Source organism: Streptomyces sp. TOM-9 (assembly GCF_056858595.1).
Genome location: NZ_JBXEQB010000001.1, coordinates 6942472 through 6960892, shown reverse-complemented (window position 1 = coordinate 6960892; position 18421 = coordinate 6942472). Strand labels below are relative to the sequence as shown.

The following is an 18421-nucleotide window of genomic DNA, read 5'->3' as shown; positions in this document are numbered from 1 at the left end:
CTTGCGCGTACTGCTGACCGGACACCAGGGCTACCTGGGCACCGTGATGGCCCCGGTCCTGGCGGCCGCCGGGCACGAGGTCGTCGGTCTCGACGCCGGCCTGTTCGCCGACTGCGTGCTGGGCCCGGCGCCCGCGGACCCGCCGGGGCACCGGGTGGACCTGCGCGACGTCACGGCCGACCACGTGGCCGGGGTGGACGCCGTGATCCACCTGGCCGCGCTCTCCAACGACCCGCTGGGATCGCTGGCGCCGGAACTCACCTACGACATCAACCACCAGGCCTCCGTGCACCTGGCCCGGCTGGCCCGCGACGCCGGGGTGCGGCGCTTCCTGTACGCGTCGACCTGCTCCGTCTACGGCGCCGCCGGCGGGGACGACCTGGTGACCGAGGAAGCCCCGCTGCGCCCGGTGACGCCGTACGCGGAGTCCAAGGTGCGCGTGGAGGACGACCTGCACGAGCTGGCCGACGGCGACTTCACCCCGGTGTTCATGCGCAACGCCACCGCCTTCGGCTACTCGCCCCGGCTGCGCGCCGACATCGTGCTGAACAACCTGGTGGGCCACGCGCTCCTGTCCGGCGAGGTCCTCGTGCTCTCCGACGGCACCCCATGGCGCCCGCTGGTGCACGCCGCCGACATCGCACGGGCCTTCACGGCCGCGCTGACCGCGCCGCGCGAGGCGGTGCACGACCGCGCGTTCAACATCGGCAGCGAGGTCAACAACGTCACGGTCGCCGAGATCGCCGAGCAGGTCGCCGAGGCGGTGTCCGGCGCGAAGGTGGTGATCACGGGCGAGACCGGTGCCGATCCGCGGTCGTACCGGGTGGACTTCTCCCGGTTCCGCGCCGCGATCCCCGGCTTCGACTGCGAGTGGACGGTCAAGCAGGGCGCGCTCGAACTCGCCGATGCCTACCGGAAGTTCGACCTGACCCGGGAGGACTTCGAGCAGCGCTTCACCCGGCTCGCCGTGCTGCGCGCGGCGTCCGACGCCGGCGAGGTCGACGACACCCTGCGGTGGCGCCGATGACCGCAGTCGGCGAGGAGATGCACGCGCTGGTGGAGCGGCTGTACCCGCTGTGCCGCAGCATCACCGGCGACGGTGTGCGCGCCACCCTGGAGATCGTCGGCGAGTACGTCCCGCTGCAGGTGCACGAGGTGCCGACCGGCACGCAGGTGCTCGACTGGACGGTGCCGCAGGAGTGGAACATCCGTGACGCGTACGTCGCCGACGCCGGCGGCAACCGGGTCGTCGACTTCGCCGCGTCGAGCCTGCACGTGCTCGGCTACAGCGTGCCGGTGTCGGCGACCATGCCGCTGACCGAGCTGCGCTCGCATCTGCACACCCTGCCGGAGCACCCGGCCTGGGTGCCGTACCGCACCAGCTACTACAAGCCGGAATGGGGATTCTGCCTGGCGCAGGAGACCCTGGACGGGCTGCCGGACGGCGAGTACGAGGTCCGTATCGACTCCACGCTCGCGGACGGTCACCTCACCTACGCCGAGCACGTGGTCCCGGGGCAGGTCCCCGACGAGGTGATCGTCTCCTGCCACGTCTGCCACCCGTCGCTGGCCAACGACAACCTCGCCGGCATCGCGGTGGCGACGTTCCTGGCCCGCGCGCTGGCACAGGGGACGCCGTACTACACCTACCGGTTCATCTACGCGCCCGGCACCATCGGGGCGATCACCTGGCTGGCCCGCAACGCGGAGCGGGTGGACCGGGTCAAGCACGGGCTCGTGCTGGCCTGCGCCGGCGACCCGGGCCGGCTGACGTACAAGCAGAGCAGACGCGGCGACGCGGAGATCGACCGGGTCATGCGGCATGTCCTGGCCGCCTCCGAACGGCCGCACCACGTCAAGGAGTTCACCCCGTACGGGTACGACGAGCGGCAGTACTGCTCGCCCGGGTTCGACCTCGGCGTGGGATCGCTCAGCCGGACCCCGTACGCCGGGTACCCCGAGTACCACACCTCGGCGGACAACCCGGACTTCGTCTCCCCGGAGGCGATGGCGGACACCCTCGCGGTCTGCCGCGAGGCGTTCGCCGTGCTCGACCGCAACCGGCGGTACGTCAACCTCAGCCCCTACGGCGAGCCACAGCTGGGCCGGCGCGGGTTGTACGACTCGCTCGGCGGCCGCAGCGACGCGCAGCAGGCACAGATGGCCATGCTCTGGGTGCTCAGCCTCTCCGACGGCGAGCGCAGTCTGCTGGACGTCGCCGAGCGGTCCGGGCTGCCGTTCGACACCGTCGCCGCCGCGGCCGGCGCCCTGCACGACGCCGGGCTGATCAAGGCATGACACCGATGACCACCGAGGGGGAGAATCCGCGGATGACGGCGCCACCGGCCGGGTCCGCCAGACGGGCCCTGGTCGGCCGGCTGTCCTGGGGACTGGCCGACCAGGCGGCCTCCAGCGTGAGCAACTTCGTGGTGGGCGTCTACGTGGCCCGCTCGCTGGGGGTGACCGCGTTCGGCGTGTTCAGCCTCGCCTGGGTGACGTACGGCGTGGTGCTCAACGTCTCCCGCGGGCTGGCCACCGATCCGCTCGTGGTGCGCTTCAGCGGCGTACCGGACGCGTCCTGGCGCGGGGCGGTGGCCCGGTCGACGGGTACCGCACTCGGCGTCGGTGCGGCCATCGGCGCGGCGTGCCTGGTGGCCGGGCTCGGTCTCGGCGGCCGGGTGGGGCCCGCGTTCGCCGCCCTTGGTGTCGCGTTGCCGGGGCTGCTGCTCCAGGACGCCTGGCGGTTCGCGTTCTTCGCCGCCGGCACCGGGCGGAAGGCGTTCGTCAACGACGTCGTATGGGGTGTCGCCCTCGTCCCGGCCATGGTGGTGGCGGCCCGAGCGGGCAGCGTGGCGGCCTTCGTGCTCGCCTGGGGCGCGTCCGCCACGGTGGCGGCCGGTTACGGCTACCTCCAGTCCGGCATCCGGCCCCGGCTGACCGAAGCGCGCGGGTGGCTCCGCGAGCAGCGCGACCTCGGCTACCGGTACCTGGTCGAGAACGTCAGCCTCAGCGGTGCGAGCCAACTGCGGGCGTACGGGCTCGGCGCGATCGTCGGGGTGAGCGCGGTGGGTGCGGTGCGGGGCGCAGAGCTCCTGCTCGGCCCGTTCCTGGCGGTGCTCATGGGGCTTTCGCTGGTCACCGTCCCGGAGGCGGCCCGGGTGCTACGGCGGGCCCCGCACCGGCTCGGCACCTTCTGCCTCCTGCTGGGCGGGGGGCAGGCCGCCGCCGCTCTGCTCTGGGGCTCGGCGCTGCTGCTGATCCCCGGCCGGCTCGGCGAGCTGGTGCTCGGCGGAGTCTGGCACTCCGCCTCGCAGCTCATCGTGCCGGTCACCCTCGGCGTCGCCGGCGCGGGTCTCGGCACCGGCGCGGCAGCCGGGCTGCGCGCGCTCGGCGCGGCCCGGCGCAGTCTGCGCTGCCAGCTGTTCGCCTCCGCCTGCTACGTCGGCGGCGGGCTCGGCGGGGCGGCCGCCGCCGGCACGGTCGGCTCGGCCTGGGGCGTCGCCGCCGCGACCGTCAGCGGCTCGGCCGTGTGGTGGCTGCAACTGCGGTCCGCCCTGCGCGAGCACCACCGCGATCCCATCCCCGAAGTGAGGACCTCATGACCGCCCAACCCAGGCTGAGCATCGGCCTGCCCGTGTACAACGGCGAGGAGTACCTGGCCGAGTCGCTCGACGCCCTGCTCGGCCAGACCTACGAGGACTTCGAGCTGGTCATCTCCGACAACGCCTCGACCGACGGGACGCAGGACATCTGCCGCAGTTACCTCGCGCAGGACTCACGCATCCGCTACCTCCGGCTGCCCCGGAACATCGGCGCCGCCCCGAACCACAACCACGTGTTCACCGAGTGCCGCGGCGAGCTGTTCAAGTGGGCCTCGCACGACGACCTGTACGCCCGGGACCTGCTGCGGCGCTGCGTGGAGGCGCTGGACGAACGGCCGGACGTGATCCTCGCGCACGCCGACCAGGCGGTCATCGACGCCGACGGCAAGGTGAAGGTCCCGTACGAGTACACGCTCGCCACCGACTCGCCGCACGCGCCGGAGCGATTCCGCAGCATGCTGTTCGAGCCCGGCGGCGACGACTTCTACGGGGTGATGCGGGCCGACGTGCTGCGCCGGGTGAAGCCGCACGACAGCTACCACCACGCGGACCGCACGTTCGTCGCCGAGATCGGCCTGCACGGCCCCTTCCACCAGGTGCCGGAGCTGCTGTACTTCCGCCGCGACCACCCCACCCGCGCCGAGCGGGCGAACCCGTCCAAGCGCTCCCGGTGCGTCAACCTGGACCCGCGCCGGGCCGGCTTGCTGCACCCGACGCCCCGGCTGCTCGCCGAGTACGTGTGGGGCTTCGTCGCGGCGATCCGGCGGGCGCCGTTGTCCCCGGCCGACCGGCGCGCGTGCTACCGGCACCTGTCCGCGTGGATGACCAGCCGGGTCCGGCCGGGCGCCGGCGAGCGGGTCGAGGACCGCGCCCCGGTCGACCCGGACCGGCTCACCGTCTCCGTCGACGCCCTCGTCGCCGGCCGTGAGGGGAGGCGGGCATGACGGCCGCGGCCGGGGCCCCGGTGCGCGTCGGGGTGTTCGGCCTGCTCGGCTCGGGCAACCTCGGCAACGACGGATCGCTCGAGGCCGTGCTCGGGTACCTGCGCGCCGAACACCCGGACGCGGTCGTGGACGCGCTGTGCGGCGGTCCCGAGGCCGTGACGACCCGGTTCGGGATCCCCGCGACGCGGCTGCACTGGTACCGCGGGGAGTACCGGACCGCCTCGCGTGCGGGCGCGGTCGCGGGGAAGGGCCTGGGCAAACTCGTCGACGTCTTCCGCACCGCCGCCTGGGTGCGCCGGCACGACGTGGTGATCGTCCCGGGCATGGGCGTCCTGGAGGCCACGCTGCCGCTGCGGCCGTGGGGCTTCCCGTACTCGCTGTTCCTGCTCTGCGCCGGTGGCCGGTTGCTGCGCACCCGGGTGGCGCTGGTCAGCGTCGGCGCCGCGGCGATCGGCGACCGGCCGACCCGGGCCCTGGTGCGCTGGTCGGCGCGGCTGGCCGCCTACCGGTCGTACCGGGACGCGCAGTCCCGCGACGCGATGCGGGCGATGGGCGTGGACACCGCGCGCGACGAGGTCTACCCGGACCTCGCGTTCGCCCTGCCGACGCCGCAGTCGGGCGGACCCGACAAGCTCTCAGTCCCGCCGGCGCCGCCGGGCCCGGTCTGCGTCGGCGTCATGGACTTCCACGGCGGCAACGACGATCGCGCCCGGGCCGACGAGATACACCGGCGCTACCTCGACGGGACGATCCGGTTCGTCCGCGCGCTCGTCGAGGAGGACCGGGCCGTCCGGCTGCTCACCGGTGACGAGTGCGACACGTCGGTGGTCGCCGCGATCCTCGACGCGGTGGACTCGCCGCTGGTCACCGCCGCCGAGCCGTCCTCACTGGCCGACCTGATGAAGGAGATGGCGGCTGCCGACACCGTGGTGGCGGTCCGCTACCACAACCTGATCTGCGCGCTGAAGACCGGTACGCCGGTGCTCGCCCTCAGCTACGCGGCGAAGAGCGACGCGCTCATGGCGGAGATGGGCCTCGGCGCGTACTGCCACCCGGCGCGCGAGGTCGACGCCGACCGGCTGCTCGAACAGTTCCGTGCGCTGGAGAAGCGTTCGGCCGAGCTGCGGCGGACCCTCACCGAGCGGAACCTGGCCGCCGCCCTGCGACTCCAGCACCAGTTCCACTCCCTGACCGCGGCCCTGTTCCCCGCGGCCGGCCACACCCACACCTCGCGGAAGGCCCCATGAAGGCGACCCAAGTCCCGGAGATCACCGGCGCGTACCTCTTCGAACCGACGCCGTACGCCGACGAACGCGGCTTCTTCTGCCGCACCTTCGACGCCGACGTGGTCCGCTCGGTGGGACTCGACCCGGACTCCTTCGTCCAGGACAGCCTGTCCCGCTCGGTCCGGGGCGTGCTGCGCGGCCTGCACCTGCGCTCCGGCGCCGGCGAGGCCAAGCTGGTGCGGTGCTCGTACGGGAGGATCTTCGACGTCGTCGTGGACCTGCGGCCGGACTCGCCGACGTACCGCAACCGGGCCACCTTCGAGCTGTCCGGCCAGACGCAGGTGACCCTCTACATCCCGGCGGGGTGCGCGCACGGCTTCCAGGCGCTGACCGACACCGCCGACACCTCGTACCGGATCGACCGCCCGCACGATCCGGCCGAGGACGTGACGATCGCCTTCGACGACCCGGAGCTCGCCATTGCCTGGCCGCTGCCGGTCACATCGATGTCCCAGCGGGACCGGGAGGCGCCGAGCCTCGCCGAGGTCCTCAAGCACCTGGAAGGTTGAGGTCGTCGTGTACACCGAAGACACCGGAGAGTTCCTTCTGCCCCGGTCGCAGATGGCGAACGAGCGGCTGCACGCCATGATCCCCGGGGGCGCGCACACCTACGCCAAGGGCGACGACCAGTACCCCGAGAACCTGGCCCCGGTCATCAGTCACGGCCACGGTGCCCACGTGTGGGACGTCGACGGCAACCGCTACGTCGAGTACGGCTCCGGCCTGCGGTCGGTCAGCCTCGGCCACGCCCACCCACGCGTGATCGAGGCGGTGCGCCGGGAACTCGACCGCGGCAGCAACTTCGTGCGGCCGTCCATCGTGGAGGTCGAAGCCGCGGAACGCTTCCTGGCCACGGTGCCGACCGCCGAGATGGTGAAGTTCGCCAAGAACGGCTCGGACGCCACCACCGCCGCGGTGCGCCTCGCCCGCGCCGCCACCGGGCGCCCGCGGGTGGCCCTCTGCGCCGACCATCCGTTCTTCTCCGTCGACGACTGGTTCATCGGCACCACGCCGATGTCCGCCGGTGTCCCGGCGGCGTCCAACGAGCTCACCGTGGCGTTCCCTTACGGGGACCTGGCCGCCACGGAGGAACTGCTCACCCGGTACCGGGACGAGGTCGCCTGTCTGATCCTCGAACCCGCCACCCACACCGAGCCGCCGCCGGGGTACCTCGCCGGCCTGCGCGAGCTGGCCGACCGGCACGGCTGCGTACTGATCTTCGATGAGATGATCACCGGCTTCCGCTGGTCCGAGGCGGGCGCCCAGGGCCTGTACGGCGTCGTCCCCGACCTCTCCACGTTCGGCAAGGCGCTGGGCAACGGATTCGCCGTCTCCGCGCTGGCCGGGCGCCGCGATCTGATGGAGCGGGGCGGGCTGCGGCACTCCGGCGACCGGGTGTTCCTGCTGTCCACCACGCACGGTGCGGAGACGCACTCCCTGGCAGCCGCGATGGCCGTGCTCACCACCTACGTCGAAGAGGGCGTCACCGCGCGGCTGCACACCCTGGGCGAGCGGTTGGCCGCCGGTGTCCGCGACGCCGCGGCCGCCATGGGCGTCGGCGACCACATCGTCGTCCGAGGCCGGCCCAGCAACCTGGTCTTCGCCACCCTCGACGAGAAGCTGCAGCCCTCGCAGGAGTACCGCACCCTGTTCCTGCACCGGCTCCTCGCCGGCGGGGTGCTGGCCCCGTCGTTCGTGGTGAGCAGCGCGCTCAGCGACGCCGACATCGATCACACCGTCGACGTGGTGGCCCGGGCATGCGCGGTGTACAGGAAGGCACTGGACGCCGCCGACCCCACCCCCTGGCTTACCGGACGACCGGTGAAACCCGTGTTCCGCCGCCTGGCGTGACGGAGCGTCAGCGACGCTCCAGCCGACCGGCGTCGGCCATCTCACCGGCCGCCCCGTCGGCCGTCCCGTCGCCCAGCCGGTCGGCCATCCGGTCGACCAGCCAGGCGGTCGCCGGTACCACGGCCAGCGCGGTGCACCCACCGCCGAGGGCGTCGGTCGGGTAGTGCGCGCCCAGGGTGACCTGCGCCCAGCCCATGGCAGCGCCGGCGACCAGCGCCGCGGCGAGCACGAGTGACGTGCCGCCTGCCCTGCGGAGGCCGAGCCGGTCGGCGGCGAGCAGCGCCACCGCGAGGGCGAGCGCGGTGGCGAAGGCGGTGTGCCCGCTCGGGTAGGACAGGTTCGCGCCGTGGATGGTGCGACCCACCACGGACTTGAGCAGCGTCGTCGTCCCCACGGTCAGGCCGGCGCCCGCGACGACGAGCACCGCCGCGCGAGGACGCCGAAGTAGCAGGCAGCCCGTCACGGTGGCCACGAGCAGCATCACCGCTCCCCCGGGCTCCCCCAAGAAGTCCGTGGCCAGAGCGACGTTCCGCCACGGCGCCCGCACACCGTCCACTGCCGCCATGATCCGCGCGTCCACCGTGCTGGGCTCGCTGTCGCCCGCATACAGGACCCCGAGCGCGAGGACCATCAGCGCGGCGAGGGCCGCGATCGGCCCGAGCCACCCACGCAGCGACGGAGGCAGCACCGCAGGCCCCGGCCGGCGGTTCACCCGCCCACCGGGTGGTCCGGACCCGCGCCGCGGGCCCCTACGTGGTGACGGTCGATCCGGGCGCCCCGCACGTCGTCACGGACCGTCCGGCGGATGCGACGCACCTCGCTGCCGGCCGCCGACCCGGCCGGGATCGTCAGTCGCACGGGTTGCGCACGGCTCGACCGGGCACGATGACCAGCACGTCGAGCACGAACGGAGCCGGGCCGGCGTCCTGGCCCGCTCCGGCCTGCGGCTCCTGCCGGCGCCAACTCCCCACCAACGACCCCCCGTCGTATCCGGCGTGGCCCTCGCGGGAGCCATCAGCCCGTGCGGCCCACCCTAACCAACAACACGGTCGCGGCAAACCGCCGTCGGGGCGGCCGCGGGTCAACACTCGGCGAAGACCAGGGTGTTGTCACCCTCCTGCCGGCCTCGACGTGGGCCGGGGCACGTCGTCCGCTCAGACGGCCTCTCGCACCGGTTCCAGGATGGCCACGCACTCCACGTGGTGCGTCATCGGGAAGAGGTCGAACGCACGCATACGCCGCGGGGCGTACCCGGCCGCGGCGAAGTAGCCGAGGTCGCGGGCGAGTGCGGCGGGGTCGCAGGCGACGTAGGCGATGCGGCGGGGGCCGAGGGAGGCGACGTGCTCCACGGTGGCGCGGCCGGCGCCGGTGCGGGGCGGGTCGAGGACGACGAGGTCGGCCTCGGTGATCCCGGTGCGCGGCAGTACGGACTCGACCTTGCCCTGCTCGATGCGGACGCGGTCGAAGTCGGCCAGGTTGTGCCGGGCGTCCTCCACGGCGCGCTTGCCGGACTCGATGCCGAGCACCGCGCCGGTCTCGCCGACCCGCTCGGCGAGGGCGCCCGCGAACAGGCCCACGCCGCAGTAGAGGTCCAGTGCGGTCTCGCCCTTGCGCGGCATGAGGCCCTGCATGACGGCCTCGACCAGGAGCCCGGGGGCCTGCGGGTGGACCTGCCAGAAGCCGCCGGAGCCGACGCGCCAGGTGCGGTCGATCGCGCGCTCACGCACGAAGCCGCGGCCGTGCACGCGGTGGACGCCGTCCTGCTCGTCGACGCGCAGGACGGAGACGGGACGGTCCAGCTCGACCAGGGGCAGCCGGCCGCCGGGGCGGGGGGTGAGGATCACCTGGCGGTCGGAGGAGCCGGTGGCGGCGATGGCCTCGACCGAGGCGATGCCGGACCAGTCGCGGGACTCCACGCCCAGCTCGGAGACGCCCGGAGCGGCGATCAGGCAGCGGTCGATGCGCTCGACCTCGTGCGAGCGGTGGCGGCGCAGCCCCGCGTGGCCCTCGGCGTCGACGGCGTACTGGACGCGGGTGCGCCAGGCCGGGACCTCGCCCTTGGCGACCTTGTCGCCCGGGGCGGGCTCCACGGTGCCGTCCCAGCCGGCCTCCTCGGGGGTGAGGTGGGCGAGCCGCTGCAGCTGCTCGGTGATCACCTGCACCTTGAGCCGCCGCTGCGCGCCGGGGGCGGCGTGCTGCCAGTCGCAGCCGCCGCACTTGCCCGGGCCGGAGAACGGACAGGGCGCCTCCACGCGGTCCGGGGAGGCCTCCAGGACCTCCACGGCGTCGGCGCGCAGGAAGCGCGAGTCCGGGCCGCCCTCGGTGATCTCGGCGATGACCCGCTCGCCGGGGAGCGTGTGCCGGACGAAGATCACCTGCGGCCGGTCGTGGCCCGGCAGGACCGTCCTCGCGATGCAGTGGCCGCCGTGCGCCACCGGGCCGACCTCGACCTCGTAGCGCTCGCCGACGAGGGCGTCGGCCTCAGGGGCCTTCGTACGGTGCTGCATGACGGAACAGGCTCCTGGGGGCAGGGGGCGGGGAAGGACGGCAGCTCACCAGTCTACGGCCCGCCGCCGCCCCGGGTTCACGCCCGCCCGCTGGGCTCCCGGCGCCGCTTGGACGGCCCCGCCTCGCCGCGGCGCACGGAGCCCGGCGCGTTCCACTCGGCGCCCTTGCGGGCCCGCTGCTTGGCGCGCTCGGAGGACTCCAGCTGCCAGGGCACGGAGGTCACCATGACGCCGGGGGTGAACAGCAGCCGGCCCTTGAGCCGCAGCGCGCTCTGGTTGTGCAGCAGGTGCTCGTACCAGTGGCCGACCACGTACTCCGGGATGAAGATCGACACGACGTCGCGCGGGCTGCTGCGGCGCAGGCTCTTGACGTAGTCGATGATCGGCCGGGTGATCTCGCGGTACGGCGAGTCCAGCACCTTCAGCGGCACCTCGATGCCGCGGCGGTGCCACTCGGCCTGCAGCGCCTTGGTGTCGGCCGGGTCCACGTTGATGCTGAGCGCCTCCAGGGTGTCCGACCGGAAGAGCTTGGCGTACGACAGGGCCCGCAGGGTCGGCTTGTGCACCTTGGAGACCAGGACGATGGAGTGCACGCGGGAGGGCTTGACCTCCTCCTCGCTGCGCTCCTCTGCGGCCGCGAGTTCGCTGGAGACCCGGTCGTAGTGGCGCCGGATGGCCGTCATCATGCCGTAGAAGAGGACCATGCCCAGGACGGCGACCCAGGCGCCGTGCGTGAACTTGGTCAGCAGCACGACGACGAGGACGAGCCCGGTGAAGAAGGCGCCGAAGGTGTTGATCGCCCGGGAGCGGACCATGTGGCGGCGCACGGCGGGGTCGGTCTCGGTCGCCAGGTGCCGGTTCCAGTGCCGGACCATGCCGATCTGGCTGAGCGTGAAGGAGACGAAGACGCCGACGATGTACAGCTGGATCAGCCGCGTCGAGTCGGCCCCGTAGATGTAGACCAGCACGCACGCGAAGGCGGCGAGCAGCACGATGCCGTTGCTGAAGGCGAGCCGGTCGCCGCGGGTGTGCAGCTGGCGCGGCAGGTAGCGGTCCTGGGCGAGGATCGAGCCGAGCACGGGGAAGCCGTTGTACGCGGTGTTGGCGGCCAGGAACAGCACCAGCGCCGTGGCCCCGGCCAGGAAGATGAAGGGGATCGACCCGTCGCCGAAGACGGCGGAGGCGACCTGGGCGATCACCGGGTCCTGGGTGTAGCCGGGGCCGACCGGCTTGCCGTTCACCAGCAGGTCGGCGGCCGGGTTCTCGGCCATGCGCACGTTGGTGTTGAGGGCGAGCGCGATGATGCCGCAGAACATGGTCACGGCGAGGACGCCCATCAGCGCCAGGGTCGTCGCGGCGTTCTTGGACTTCGGCTTGCGGAAGGCGGGCACGCCGTTGCTGATCGCCTCGACGCCGGTGAGCGCGGCACAGCCGGAGGAGAAGGCGCGCAGCAGGAGGAAGACGAGCGCGAAGCTCGCGAGTCCGGTGTGCTCGGCTTTGATCGTGTAGCCGGCGGTCGGCGCGTGCATCTCGTCGCCGCTCGCGATCCGGAAGATCCCCCAGGCCAGCATGCAGAAGACGCCGAAGACGAAGGCGTAGGTGGGGATGGCGAAGATCGTGCCCGATTCACGCACGCCGCGCAGGTTCATCAGCATGAGCAGGACGATCATGCCGATGGCGCCCAGCACCTTGTGCTCGACGAAGAACGGCACGGCGGAGCCGAGGTTCTCCACGCCGGAGGCGACCGACACGGCCACGGTGAGGACGTAGTCGACCAGCAGCGCGCTGGCCACGGTGAGCCCGGCGCGCGGGCCGAGGTTGGTCGTCGCGACCTCGTAGTCGCCACCGCCGGAGGGGTAGGCGTGCACGTTCTGCCGGTACGAGGCGACGACGGTGAACATCAGCACGACGACCGCGACCGCGATCCAGGGGCTGAAGTGGTAGGCCGACACTCCGGCGATCGACAGGACCAGGAGCACCTCTCCGGGCGCGTACGCCACGGAGGACAGCGGGTCGGAGGCGAAGACGGGGAGCGCGAGCCTCTTCGGGAGGAGCGTCTCTCCGAGCCTGTCGCTGCGGAGCGCCCGCCCGATCAGGATCCGTTTCGGAAGGTCGGTCAGTTTGGACACCCCGCGATGTTAGAGGATCGTCAAGATTTCCGATCCCCCGCCCACCTATCAAGGGCTTACGTGCGTGTGTAGCTTTGGGCGCGGTCTGAGACCCTGAGGGGGATCGGCCGGAATTGTTGACAGCCGGAAGGACGGTCGTGCACGTCGTGATTATGGGGTGTGGGCGAGTGGGTTCCACTCTCGCGCACTCCCTTGAGCAGCAAGGTCATACAGTGGCCGTGATCGACCAGGACCCGACGGCGTTCCGCCGCCTGGGCTCCGGGTTCAGCGGACGCCGCGTGACCGGGGTCGGATTCGACCAGGACACGCTGCGCGAGGCCGGCATCGAGGAGGCGGGCGCCTTCGCGGCCGTCAGCAGCGGTGACAATTCCAACATCATCGCAGCCCGGGTGGCCCGGGAGATGTTCGGGATCGAGAACGTCGCCGCCCGGATCTACGACCCCCGGCGGGCGGAGGTGTACCAGCGCCTGGGCATCCCCACCGTCGCCACCGTCCGCTGGACGGCCGACCAGATGCTGCGCCGGCTGTTGCCGTCCGGCGCGGAGCCGCTGTGGCGCGACCCGAGCGGGGGTGTGCAGCTCGCCGAGGTGCACACGGACACCGCCTGGGTGGGCCACAAGATCAGCAGGCTCCAGGAGGAGACCGGAGTGCGCGTGGCGTTCCTCACCCGGCTGGGCGAGGCGATGCTCCCCACGTCGGAGACGGTCCTGCAGGAAGGCGACCTGGTGCATGTGATGATGCGCACGGGCGAGGTCGAACAGGTCGAGGCGGCGTTCGCCAAGGGGCCCGAGGAGGCGCACCGATGAGGGTCGCCATTGCCGGGGCCGGGGCCGTGGGCCGCTCGATCGCGGGTGAGCTGCTGGAGAACGGCCACGAGGTCCTGCTGATCGACAAGAACCCGACCTCGATCTCGGTGGAGCGGGTGCCCCAGGCCGAGTGGCTGCTGGCCGACGCCTGCGAGATCACGTCGCTGGACGAGGCCGCGCTGCAGCGTTGCAACGTGGTGATCGCCGCCACGGGCGACGACAAGGTCAATCTGGTCGTCTCGCTGCTCGCCAAGACCGAGTACGGCGTCCCGCGGGTCGTCGCGCGGGTGAACAACCCCAAGAACGAGTGGCTGTTCAACGAGGCCTGGGGCGTGGACGTGGCCGTCTCCACCCCGCGCCTGATGTCGGCGCTGGTGGAGGAGGCGGTGAGCGTCGGCGACCTCGTCCGGCTGATGCGCTTCAGCCAGGGCGACGCGAACCTGGTCGAGCTGACCCTCCCGGAGGAGGCCGCCCTGGTGGGCACCCGGGTCGGGGAGGTCGCCTGGCCGGAGGACACCTCGCTGGTCACGATCATCCGCGGCCACCGCGTGCTCACCCCGTCCAAGGACGACGCGCTCGAGGCGGGCGACGAGCTGCTGTTCGTCGCGGCCCCGCACCGCGAGGAGCAGCTGGAGGACCTGCTCTCGGTGCGCAGCGCCGAGGCCGGTGCGTAGGGCGTAGGACGTCCGGGCCGTACGACGAGGGGCGGCCGGAACCCGTGGGTTCCGGCCGCCCCTCGTGCGTTCGCCGTCGGCGCGGGGCGCCGGCTCAGCGGTTGGCGGCCTCCTCGGCGGCGCGCTCGGCCTTCTCGGCCCGCTCGGCCTCCTCCATCTCCGCGATCACGTCGATCGGCGGCGGCGCCTTGGCCAGGAAGATCCAGGTCAGGTAGACGCAGAGCAGGAACGGCGGGATGCCGAGGGCGACCTTGACCCAGCCGAGCTGGGTGGCGTTCCCCCAGAAGTAGAGCGGGAAGAGGATCGCCGACTTGACGAGCAGGATGACGCCCCAGGCCCAGGTGGCCTTGGTGTACGCGACGAGCCGGCCCGGGTTCCGCGTCCGCCAGGACAGGTTCTCCTTGAGGATCGGGCCGAGCAGCAGTCCGATCAGCGGGTACTTCACCAGCGCGGAGACCACGTAGGCGACCGCGAGCCCGAGGGTGTAGAGCATGCCGGGCAGGTAGAAGTTCTTCGCGTCGCCGGACATCATCGCGAACACCGCACCGAAGGCGACGCCGAAGACGCCGCTGAAGGCGTGCTTGAGGGTCTGCCGGCGCACCAGGCGGGCCAGTGCCAGCACCAGCGACAGGCCCAGGGCGGCGATGGCCGCGACGTGGATGTCCCGGTTGATCGTGTAGATCAGGACGAAGACGAGGCCGGGCACCGTCGTGTCGATCATGCCCCAGACGCCGCCGAAGGCCTCCAGGAGCGCATGGTCGGCGGCCGCCTTCGAGGCGGCCGCGTCCTGCTCCGGCCCGTGCTCGGTCCCGGTCGTGGGCTGTGCCCCGGTCCGCTTGTCGATCGACGCCACCGGCTACTCCTGTCCGACCGGACGCAACTCGTACTTGGGATTGAACAGCACCGGACGGCCGCGGTTCATGGAGATCCGCCCCGACGCGATGATCCTGCGGCCCGGCTCGATGCCGACGATGCTGCGCCGGCCCAGCCACACCACGTCCAGCGGTGCGGAACCGTCGAACAGCTCGGCCTCCAGGGCGGGCACGCCGGCCCGCGGCCGCAGGGTGACAGCGCGTAGTGTACCGGTCACGGTCACTATGTCGCGATCGGAGCAGTCGCAGATCCGGGTGCACCCGACGTCCGCGGTGTCCTGCCGCAGCTCGTCGGAGTGCAGCTCCTCCTGGGAGCTGGACAGTCGGTCGAGCATCCTGCGGAAGCGGCCGGCAGGCCGGTCCGAACGGGTGGTACCACTCATACCTGGAAGGGTACCGGGCCCGGGTGAACGGATCACCGATCACTTCTCGAAGCGGTAGCCCATGCCCGGCTCGGTGATGAAGTGCCGCGGGTGCGCGGGGTCGGCCTCCAGCTTGCGCCGCAACTGCGCCATGTAGACCCGCAGGTAGTTGCTCTCGGTGCCGTAGGACGGGCCCCAGACCTCCTGGAGCAGCTGTTTCTGGCTGACCAGACGGCCGGTGTTGCGGACCAGGACCTCCAGCAGGTGCCACTCGGTGGGCGTGAGCCGGACGTCGGCGCCGTCGCGGTTGACCTTCTTGGCGGCGAGGTCGACGGTGAAGGACTCGGTCTCCACGGTCGCGGCGCCGTCCTCGGGGCCACCGGGCGTGGCGCGGCGGACGGCGGCGCGCAGCCGGGCCAGCAGCTCGTCCATGCCGAAGGGCTTGGTGACGTAGTCGTCGGCGCCCGCGTCGAGGGCCTCGACCTTCTCGTCGGAGGCCTGGCGGGCGGAGAGCACGATGATCGGCACCCGGGTCCAGCCGCGCAGTCCGCGGATCACCTCGACACCGTCCATGTCGGGCAGGCCGAGGTCGAGCACGATGACGTCGGGGTGGCGGGCGGCGGCGAGCTGCAGCGCGGTCGCGCCGTCGTGGGCGGCGTCGACCTCGTACTTGCGGGCCCGCAGGTTGATCACGAGAGCGCGCACGATCTGCGGCTCGTCGTCGACCACGAGCACCCGGTTCATGGAGCCTGCCTTTCCTTCTCGGTGAGGGGGGTGGAGCGGGGGTGCGGTGCGGGCACGGTCAGGTCGTCGCCTCGGCCGGGAGGTCCGGGGCGGCGGGGGTGCTGCCGGGCGCGGCCGGGAGGGTGAGCACCATCGTCAGGCCGCCTCCCGGGGTGTCCTCGGGTTGGAGCGTGGCGCCCATGGCGTCGGCGAAGCCGCGGGCCACCGCGAGGCCGAGGCCCACGCCGTTGCCGCGGGGGGCGTCGCCGTACCGCTGGAACGGCTCGAAGATCCGTTCCTTGGCGACGTCGGGGACGCCGGGCCCGCGGTCGACGACGCGCAGGTCGACGTGGCCGCCCAGGGCGCTGGCGGCGACCAGCACCCGGGTGCCGGCGGGGCTGTACTTGACGGCGTTCTCGACGATGTTGGCGACGCTGCGCTCGAGGAGCCCCGGGTCGACGGAGACCATCGGCAGGGTCTCGGGGACGTCCAGGGTGACGCTGCCGTCGGGGACTCCGCGCAGGGCCTTGGGGACGACCTCGTCGAGGTCCACCTCGCGGATCAGCGGGGTGACCGTGCCGGTCTGCAGGCGCGACATGTCCAGGAGGTTGCCGACCAGGTTGTCGAGCCGGTCCGCGCCCTCCTCGATGGCCTCCAGGAGCTCGGCCTCGTCCTCCTCGGACCAGGCGACGTCGTCGGAGCGCAGCGAGCTGACGGCCGCCTTGATGGCGGCGAGCGGGGTGCGCAGGTCGTGCGAGACGGCGGCGAGCAGGGCGGTGCGGATGCGGTTGCCCTCGGCGAGCTTGTGGGCCCTGGCGGCCTCGTCCTCCAGCCGCTGCCGGTCAAGGACGCCGGCGGCCTGGGCCGCGAAGGCGGAGAGCACCCGGCGGTCGGAGGCGGGCAGCACCCGGCCGACCAGGGCCAGCGAGAGGTTGTCGCTGACCGGCACCTCCACGTCCGCGTCCTCGGGGCGCGGGCACTGCCGGCTGCCGACGCCGGCGGCGCAGGTCCACGCGTCGTGCTCGCTGGTCCGCTCCAGCAGCGACACGGCCTCCATGCCGAAGGTCTCCCGGACCCGTTCCAGCAGGGCGTCCAGGGAGTGCTCGCCGCGCAGCACGCTGCCGGCCAGGTACGACAGGATCTCGGCCTCGGACTGGAGTCTGGCGGCCTGGTGGGTGCGGCGCGCCGCCAGGTCCACCACGGAGGCCACCGCGATGCCGACCAGCACGAAGATCACGATGGCGATCAGGTTCTCGGGCTGGGCGATGGTGAAGGTGTGCAGGGGCGGGGCGAAGAAGTAGTTCAGCAGCAGGGAGCCGCCGACCGCCGAGACCAGCGCCGGGTAGAGGCCGCCGACGAGGGCCGCCGCGACCGTCAGGGTCATGAACAGCAGCATGTCGGTGGCGATGCCCAGGGCGGGGTGCAGCTGGGTGAGCACCAGGCAGAGCAGCGCGGGGCCGAGCACACCGGTCAGCCAGCCGGCGATCACCCGGGAGCGGCCGAGCTGGGCGCCGCGGGCCACGGGCAGGCCCCGGCCCTTGGCGGCGTGCTCGTGGGTGACGATGTGCACGTCGAGGTCCGGCCCCGACTCGCGGGCCACGGTCGCGCCGACGCCCGGCCCGAAGACGTACTGCCACGCGGGCCGGCGGCTGGTGCCGAGCACGACCTGGGTGGCGTTGACCCCGCGGGCGAAGTCCAGCAGGGCGCCGGGGACGTCGTCGCCGACGACGTGGTGGAAGGAACCTCCGAGGTTCTCGACGAGGGTGCGCTGGACGGCGAGTTCCTTGGGCGAGCCGGCCGTCAGGCCGTCGCTGCGCGCGATGTGGACGGCGAGGATCTCCCCGCCGGAGCCCTTGGCGGCCATCCGGGCGGCGCGCCGGATCAGCGTCCGCCCCTCGGGGCCGCCGGTGAGGCCGACCACGATGCGCTCACGGGCCTGCCAGGTGGCGGAGATCCGGTGGTCGGTGCGGTACTGCCGCAGGTATTCGTCGACCCGGTCGGCCACCCACAGCAGGGCCAGCTCGCGCAGCGCGGTGAGGTTGCCAGGCCGGAAGTAGTTGGACAGGGCCGCGTCGACCTTGTCGGAGGCGTAGATGTTGCCGTGCGCCATGCGGCGGCGCAGCGCCTGTGGCGACATGTCGACCAGCTCGATCTGGTCGGCGCGGCGGACCACCTCGTCGGGCACGGTCTCGCGCTGGCGCACCCCGGTGATCGACTCGACGACGTCGCCGAGCGACTCCAGGTGCTGGATGTTCACCGTCGATATGACGTTGATGCCGGCCTGGAGCAGTTCCTCGATGTCCTGCCAGCGCTTCTCGTTGCGGCTGCCCGGGATGTTGGTGTGCGCCATCTCGTCGACGAGGGCGACCTCGGGCCGGCGTGCGAGCACCGCGTCGACGTCCATCTCGGTGAAGACGGTGTCCCGGTACTCGATCTCCTTGCGCCGCACGACCTCCAGGCCGTGCAGCATGACCTCCGTGCGGGCGCGGTTGTGGTGCTCGACGAAGGCGACGACGACGTCGGTGCCGCGCTCGAGCCGCCGGTGGGCCTCGGAGAGCATGGCGTAGGTCTTGCCCACTCCCGGGGCCGCCCCCAGGTATATCCGCAAAGTCCCGCGTGCCATGGCTCCACGTTCCGCTTCGTGGCGTGCCCCTTCCGGGCGCGT

General features: G+C 72.5%; 17 protein-coding genes. 9 read left to right on the top strand and 8 right to left on the bottom strand.

Annotated elements, in window-relative coordinates; all coding sequences use genetic code 11:
• Nucleotide 1 precedes the first annotated feature (1 nt).
• Genes AC1VWI_RS32360 through AC1VWI_RS32330 form a run of 7 tightly spaced genes read left to right on the top strand, consistent with a single transcriptional unit; the run spans nucleotide 2 to nucleotide 7683 of the window.
• Complete coding sequence (locus tag AC1VWI_RS32360) at nucleotides 2-1027, top strand: NAD-dependent epimerase/dehydratase family protein (RefSeq protein ID WP_499514530.1); 1026 nt, start codon at nucleotides 2-4, stop codon at nucleotides 1025-1027.
• Nucleotides 1015-2298 (top strand): DUF4910 domain-containing protein, encoded by a 1284-nt coding sequence (locus AC1VWI_RS32355; RefSeq protein ID WP_499514529.1) that lies wholly within the window; start codon nucleotides 1015-1017, stop codon nucleotides 2296-2298. Before AC1VWI_RS32360 ends, AC1VWI_RS32355 begins: the two co-directional genes overlap by 13 nt.
• Complete coding sequence (locus AC1VWI_RS32350; protein ID WP_499514528.1) at nucleotides 2295-3602, top strand: hypothetical protein; 1308 nt, start codon at nucleotides 2295-2297, stop codon at nucleotides 3600-3602. The genes AC1VWI_RS32355 and AC1VWI_RS32350 overlap by 4 nt, the downstream gene beginning before the upstream one ends.
• A complete protein-coding gene (locus tag AC1VWI_RS32345) occupies nucleotides 3599-4546 on the top strand; it encodes a glycosyltransferase family 2 protein (protein ID WP_499514527.1) in 948 nt (315 codons plus the stop codon). Before AC1VWI_RS32350 ends, AC1VWI_RS32345 begins: the two co-directional genes overlap by 4 nt.
• Complete coding sequence (locus AC1VWI_RS32340; protein ID WP_499514526.1) at nucleotides 4543-5793, top strand: polysaccharide pyruvyl transferase family protein; 1251 nt, start codon at nucleotides 4543-4545, stop codon at nucleotides 5791-5793. Before AC1VWI_RS32345 ends, AC1VWI_RS32340 begins: the two co-directional genes overlap by 4 nt.
• A complete protein-coding gene (gene rfbC, locus AC1VWI_RS32335) occupies nucleotides 5790-6341 on the top strand; it encodes a dTDP-4-dehydrorhamnose 3,5-epimerase (RefSeq protein ID WP_499514525.1) in 552 nt (183 codons plus the stop codon). The genes AC1VWI_RS32340 and rfbC overlap by 4 nt, the downstream gene beginning before the upstream one ends.
• 7 nt (nucleotides 6342-6348) lie before the next feature.
• On the top strand, nucleotides 6349-7683 hold the full coding sequence (locus AC1VWI_RS32330; protein WP_499514524.1) for a glutamate-1-semialdehyde 2,1-aminomutase: 1335 nt from the start codon (nucleotides 6349-6351) through the stop codon (nucleotides 7681-7683).
• A gap of 7 nt (nucleotides 7684-7690) precedes the next feature.
• Here the strand turns inward: AC1VWI_RS32330 and AC1VWI_RS32325 are convergent, their stop codons facing one another.
• From AC1VWI_RS32325 to AC1VWI_RS32310, 4 genes are all read right to left on the bottom strand, one after another.
• Nucleotides 7691-8371: a phosphatase PAP2 family protein gene (locus AC1VWI_RS32325; RefSeq protein WP_499514523.1), complete on the bottom strand. Its 681-nt coding sequence runs from the start codon at nucleotides 8369-8371 to the stop codon at nucleotides 7691-7693.
• Between the two features lie 160 nt (nucleotides 8372-8531).
• Nucleotides 8532-8654 (bottom strand): hypothetical protein, encoded by a 123-nt coding sequence (locus AC1VWI_RS32320; protein WP_499514522.1) that lies wholly within the window; start codon nucleotides 8652-8654, stop codon nucleotides 8532-8534.
• 183 nt (nucleotides 8655-8837) lie between these two features.
• A complete protein-coding gene (locus AC1VWI_RS32315; protein WP_499514521.1) occupies nucleotides 8838-10190 on the bottom strand; it encodes a class I SAM-dependent RNA methyltransferase in 1353 nt (450 codons plus the stop codon).
• A gap of 77 nt (nucleotides 10191-10267) precedes the next feature.
• Nucleotides 10268-12319: an APC family permease gene (locus tag AC1VWI_RS32310; protein ID WP_499514520.1), complete on the bottom strand. Its 2052-nt coding sequence runs from the start codon at nucleotides 12317-12319 to the stop codon at nucleotides 10268-10270.
• Nucleotides 12320-12456: 137 nt separating this feature from the next.
• Between AC1VWI_RS32310 and AC1VWI_RS32305 the strand changes: the two genes are divergently transcribed.
• Together AC1VWI_RS32305 and AC1VWI_RS32300 are read left to right on the top strand one after the other, a co-directional pair.
• The gene (locus AC1VWI_RS32305) at nucleotides 12457-13125 is read left to right on the top strand and encodes a potassium channel family protein (RefSeq protein WP_026251763.1); all 669 of its coding nucleotides are present in this window, start codon (nucleotides 12457-12459) and stop codon (nucleotides 13123-13125) included.
• Nucleotides 13122-13799 (top strand): potassium channel family protein, encoded by a 678-nt coding sequence (locus tag AC1VWI_RS32300; protein ID WP_499514519.1) that lies wholly within the window; start codon nucleotides 13122-13124, stop codon nucleotides 13797-13799. Before AC1VWI_RS32305 ends, AC1VWI_RS32300 begins: the two co-directional genes overlap by 4 nt.
• Before the next feature lie 94 nt (nucleotides 13800-13893).
• Here AC1VWI_RS32300 and AC1VWI_RS32295 read toward each other — a convergent pair whose 3' ends face one another.
• The 4 genes from AC1VWI_RS32295 to AC1VWI_RS32280 are packed head-to-tail and all read right to left on the bottom strand — an operon-like array spanning nucleotide 13894 to nucleotide 18379.
• Nucleotides 13894-14652, bottom strand: a complete 759-nt coding sequence (locus AC1VWI_RS32295) for a DUF3159 domain-containing protein (protein WP_499514518.1) — start codon at nucleotides 14650-14652, stop codon at nucleotides 13894-13896.
• A gap of 3 nt (nucleotides 14653-14655) precedes the next feature.
• The gene (locus AC1VWI_RS32290) at nucleotides 14656-15054 is read right to left on the bottom strand and encodes an OB-fold nucleic acid binding domain-containing protein (RefSeq protein ID WP_499514517.1); all 399 of its coding nucleotides are present in this window, start codon (nucleotides 15052-15054) and stop codon (nucleotides 14656-14658) included.
• 39 nt (nucleotides 15055-15093) lie between these two features.
• Nucleotides 15094-15777, bottom strand: a complete 684-nt coding sequence (locus tag AC1VWI_RS32285) for a response regulator (RefSeq protein ID WP_499514516.1) — start codon at nucleotides 15775-15777, stop codon at nucleotides 15094-15096.
• A gap of 58 nt (nucleotides 15778-15835) precedes the next feature.
• Complete coding sequence (locus AC1VWI_RS32280) at nucleotides 15836-18379, bottom strand: DUF4118 domain-containing protein (RefSeq protein WP_499514515.1); 2544 nt, start codon at nucleotides 18377-18379, stop codon at nucleotides 15836-15838.
• Between the last annotated feature and the right edge of the window lie 42 nt (nucleotides 18380-18421).

Excerpts from the sequence above, each read along its gene's own strand:
- AC1VWI_RS32345 (WP_499514527.1), top strand. The coding sequence starts at position 3,599 with ATGACCGCCCAACCCAGGCTGAGCATCGGCCTGCCCGTGTACAACGGC.
- AC1VWI_RS32300 (WP_499514519.1), top strand. The coding sequence starts at position 13,122 with ATGAGGGTCGCCATTGCCGGGGCCGGGGCCGTGGGCCGCTCGATCGCG.
- AC1VWI_RS32280 (WP_499514515.1), bottom strand. The coding sequence starts at position 18,379 with ATGGCACGCGGGACTTTGCGGATATACCTGGGGGCGGCCCCGGGAGTG.
- AC1VWI_RS32350 (WP_499514528.1), top strand. The coding sequence starts at position 2,295 with ATGACACCGATGACCACCGAGGGGGAGAATCCGCGGATGACGGCGCCA.
- AC1VWI_RS32290 (WP_499514517.1), bottom strand. The coding sequence starts at position 15,054 with ATGAGTGGTACCACCCGTTCGGACCGGCCTGCCGGCCGCTTCCGCAGG.
- rfbC (WP_499514525.1), top strand. The coding sequence starts at position 5,790 with ATGAAGGCGACCCAAGTCCCGGAGATCACCGGCGCGTACCTCTTCGAA.
- AC1VWI_RS32340 (WP_499514526.1), top strand. The coding sequence starts at position 4,543 with ATGACGGCCGCGGCCGGGGCCCCGGTGCGCGTCGGGGTGTTCGGCCTG.
- AC1VWI_RS32285 (WP_499514516.1), bottom strand. The coding sequence starts at position 15,777 with ATGAACCGGGTGCTCGTGGTCGACGACGAGCCGCAGATCGTGCGCGCT.
- AC1VWI_RS32315 (WP_499514521.1), bottom strand. The coding sequence starts at position 10,190 with ATGCAGCACCGTACGAAGGCCCCTGAGGCCGACGCCCTCGTCGGCGAG.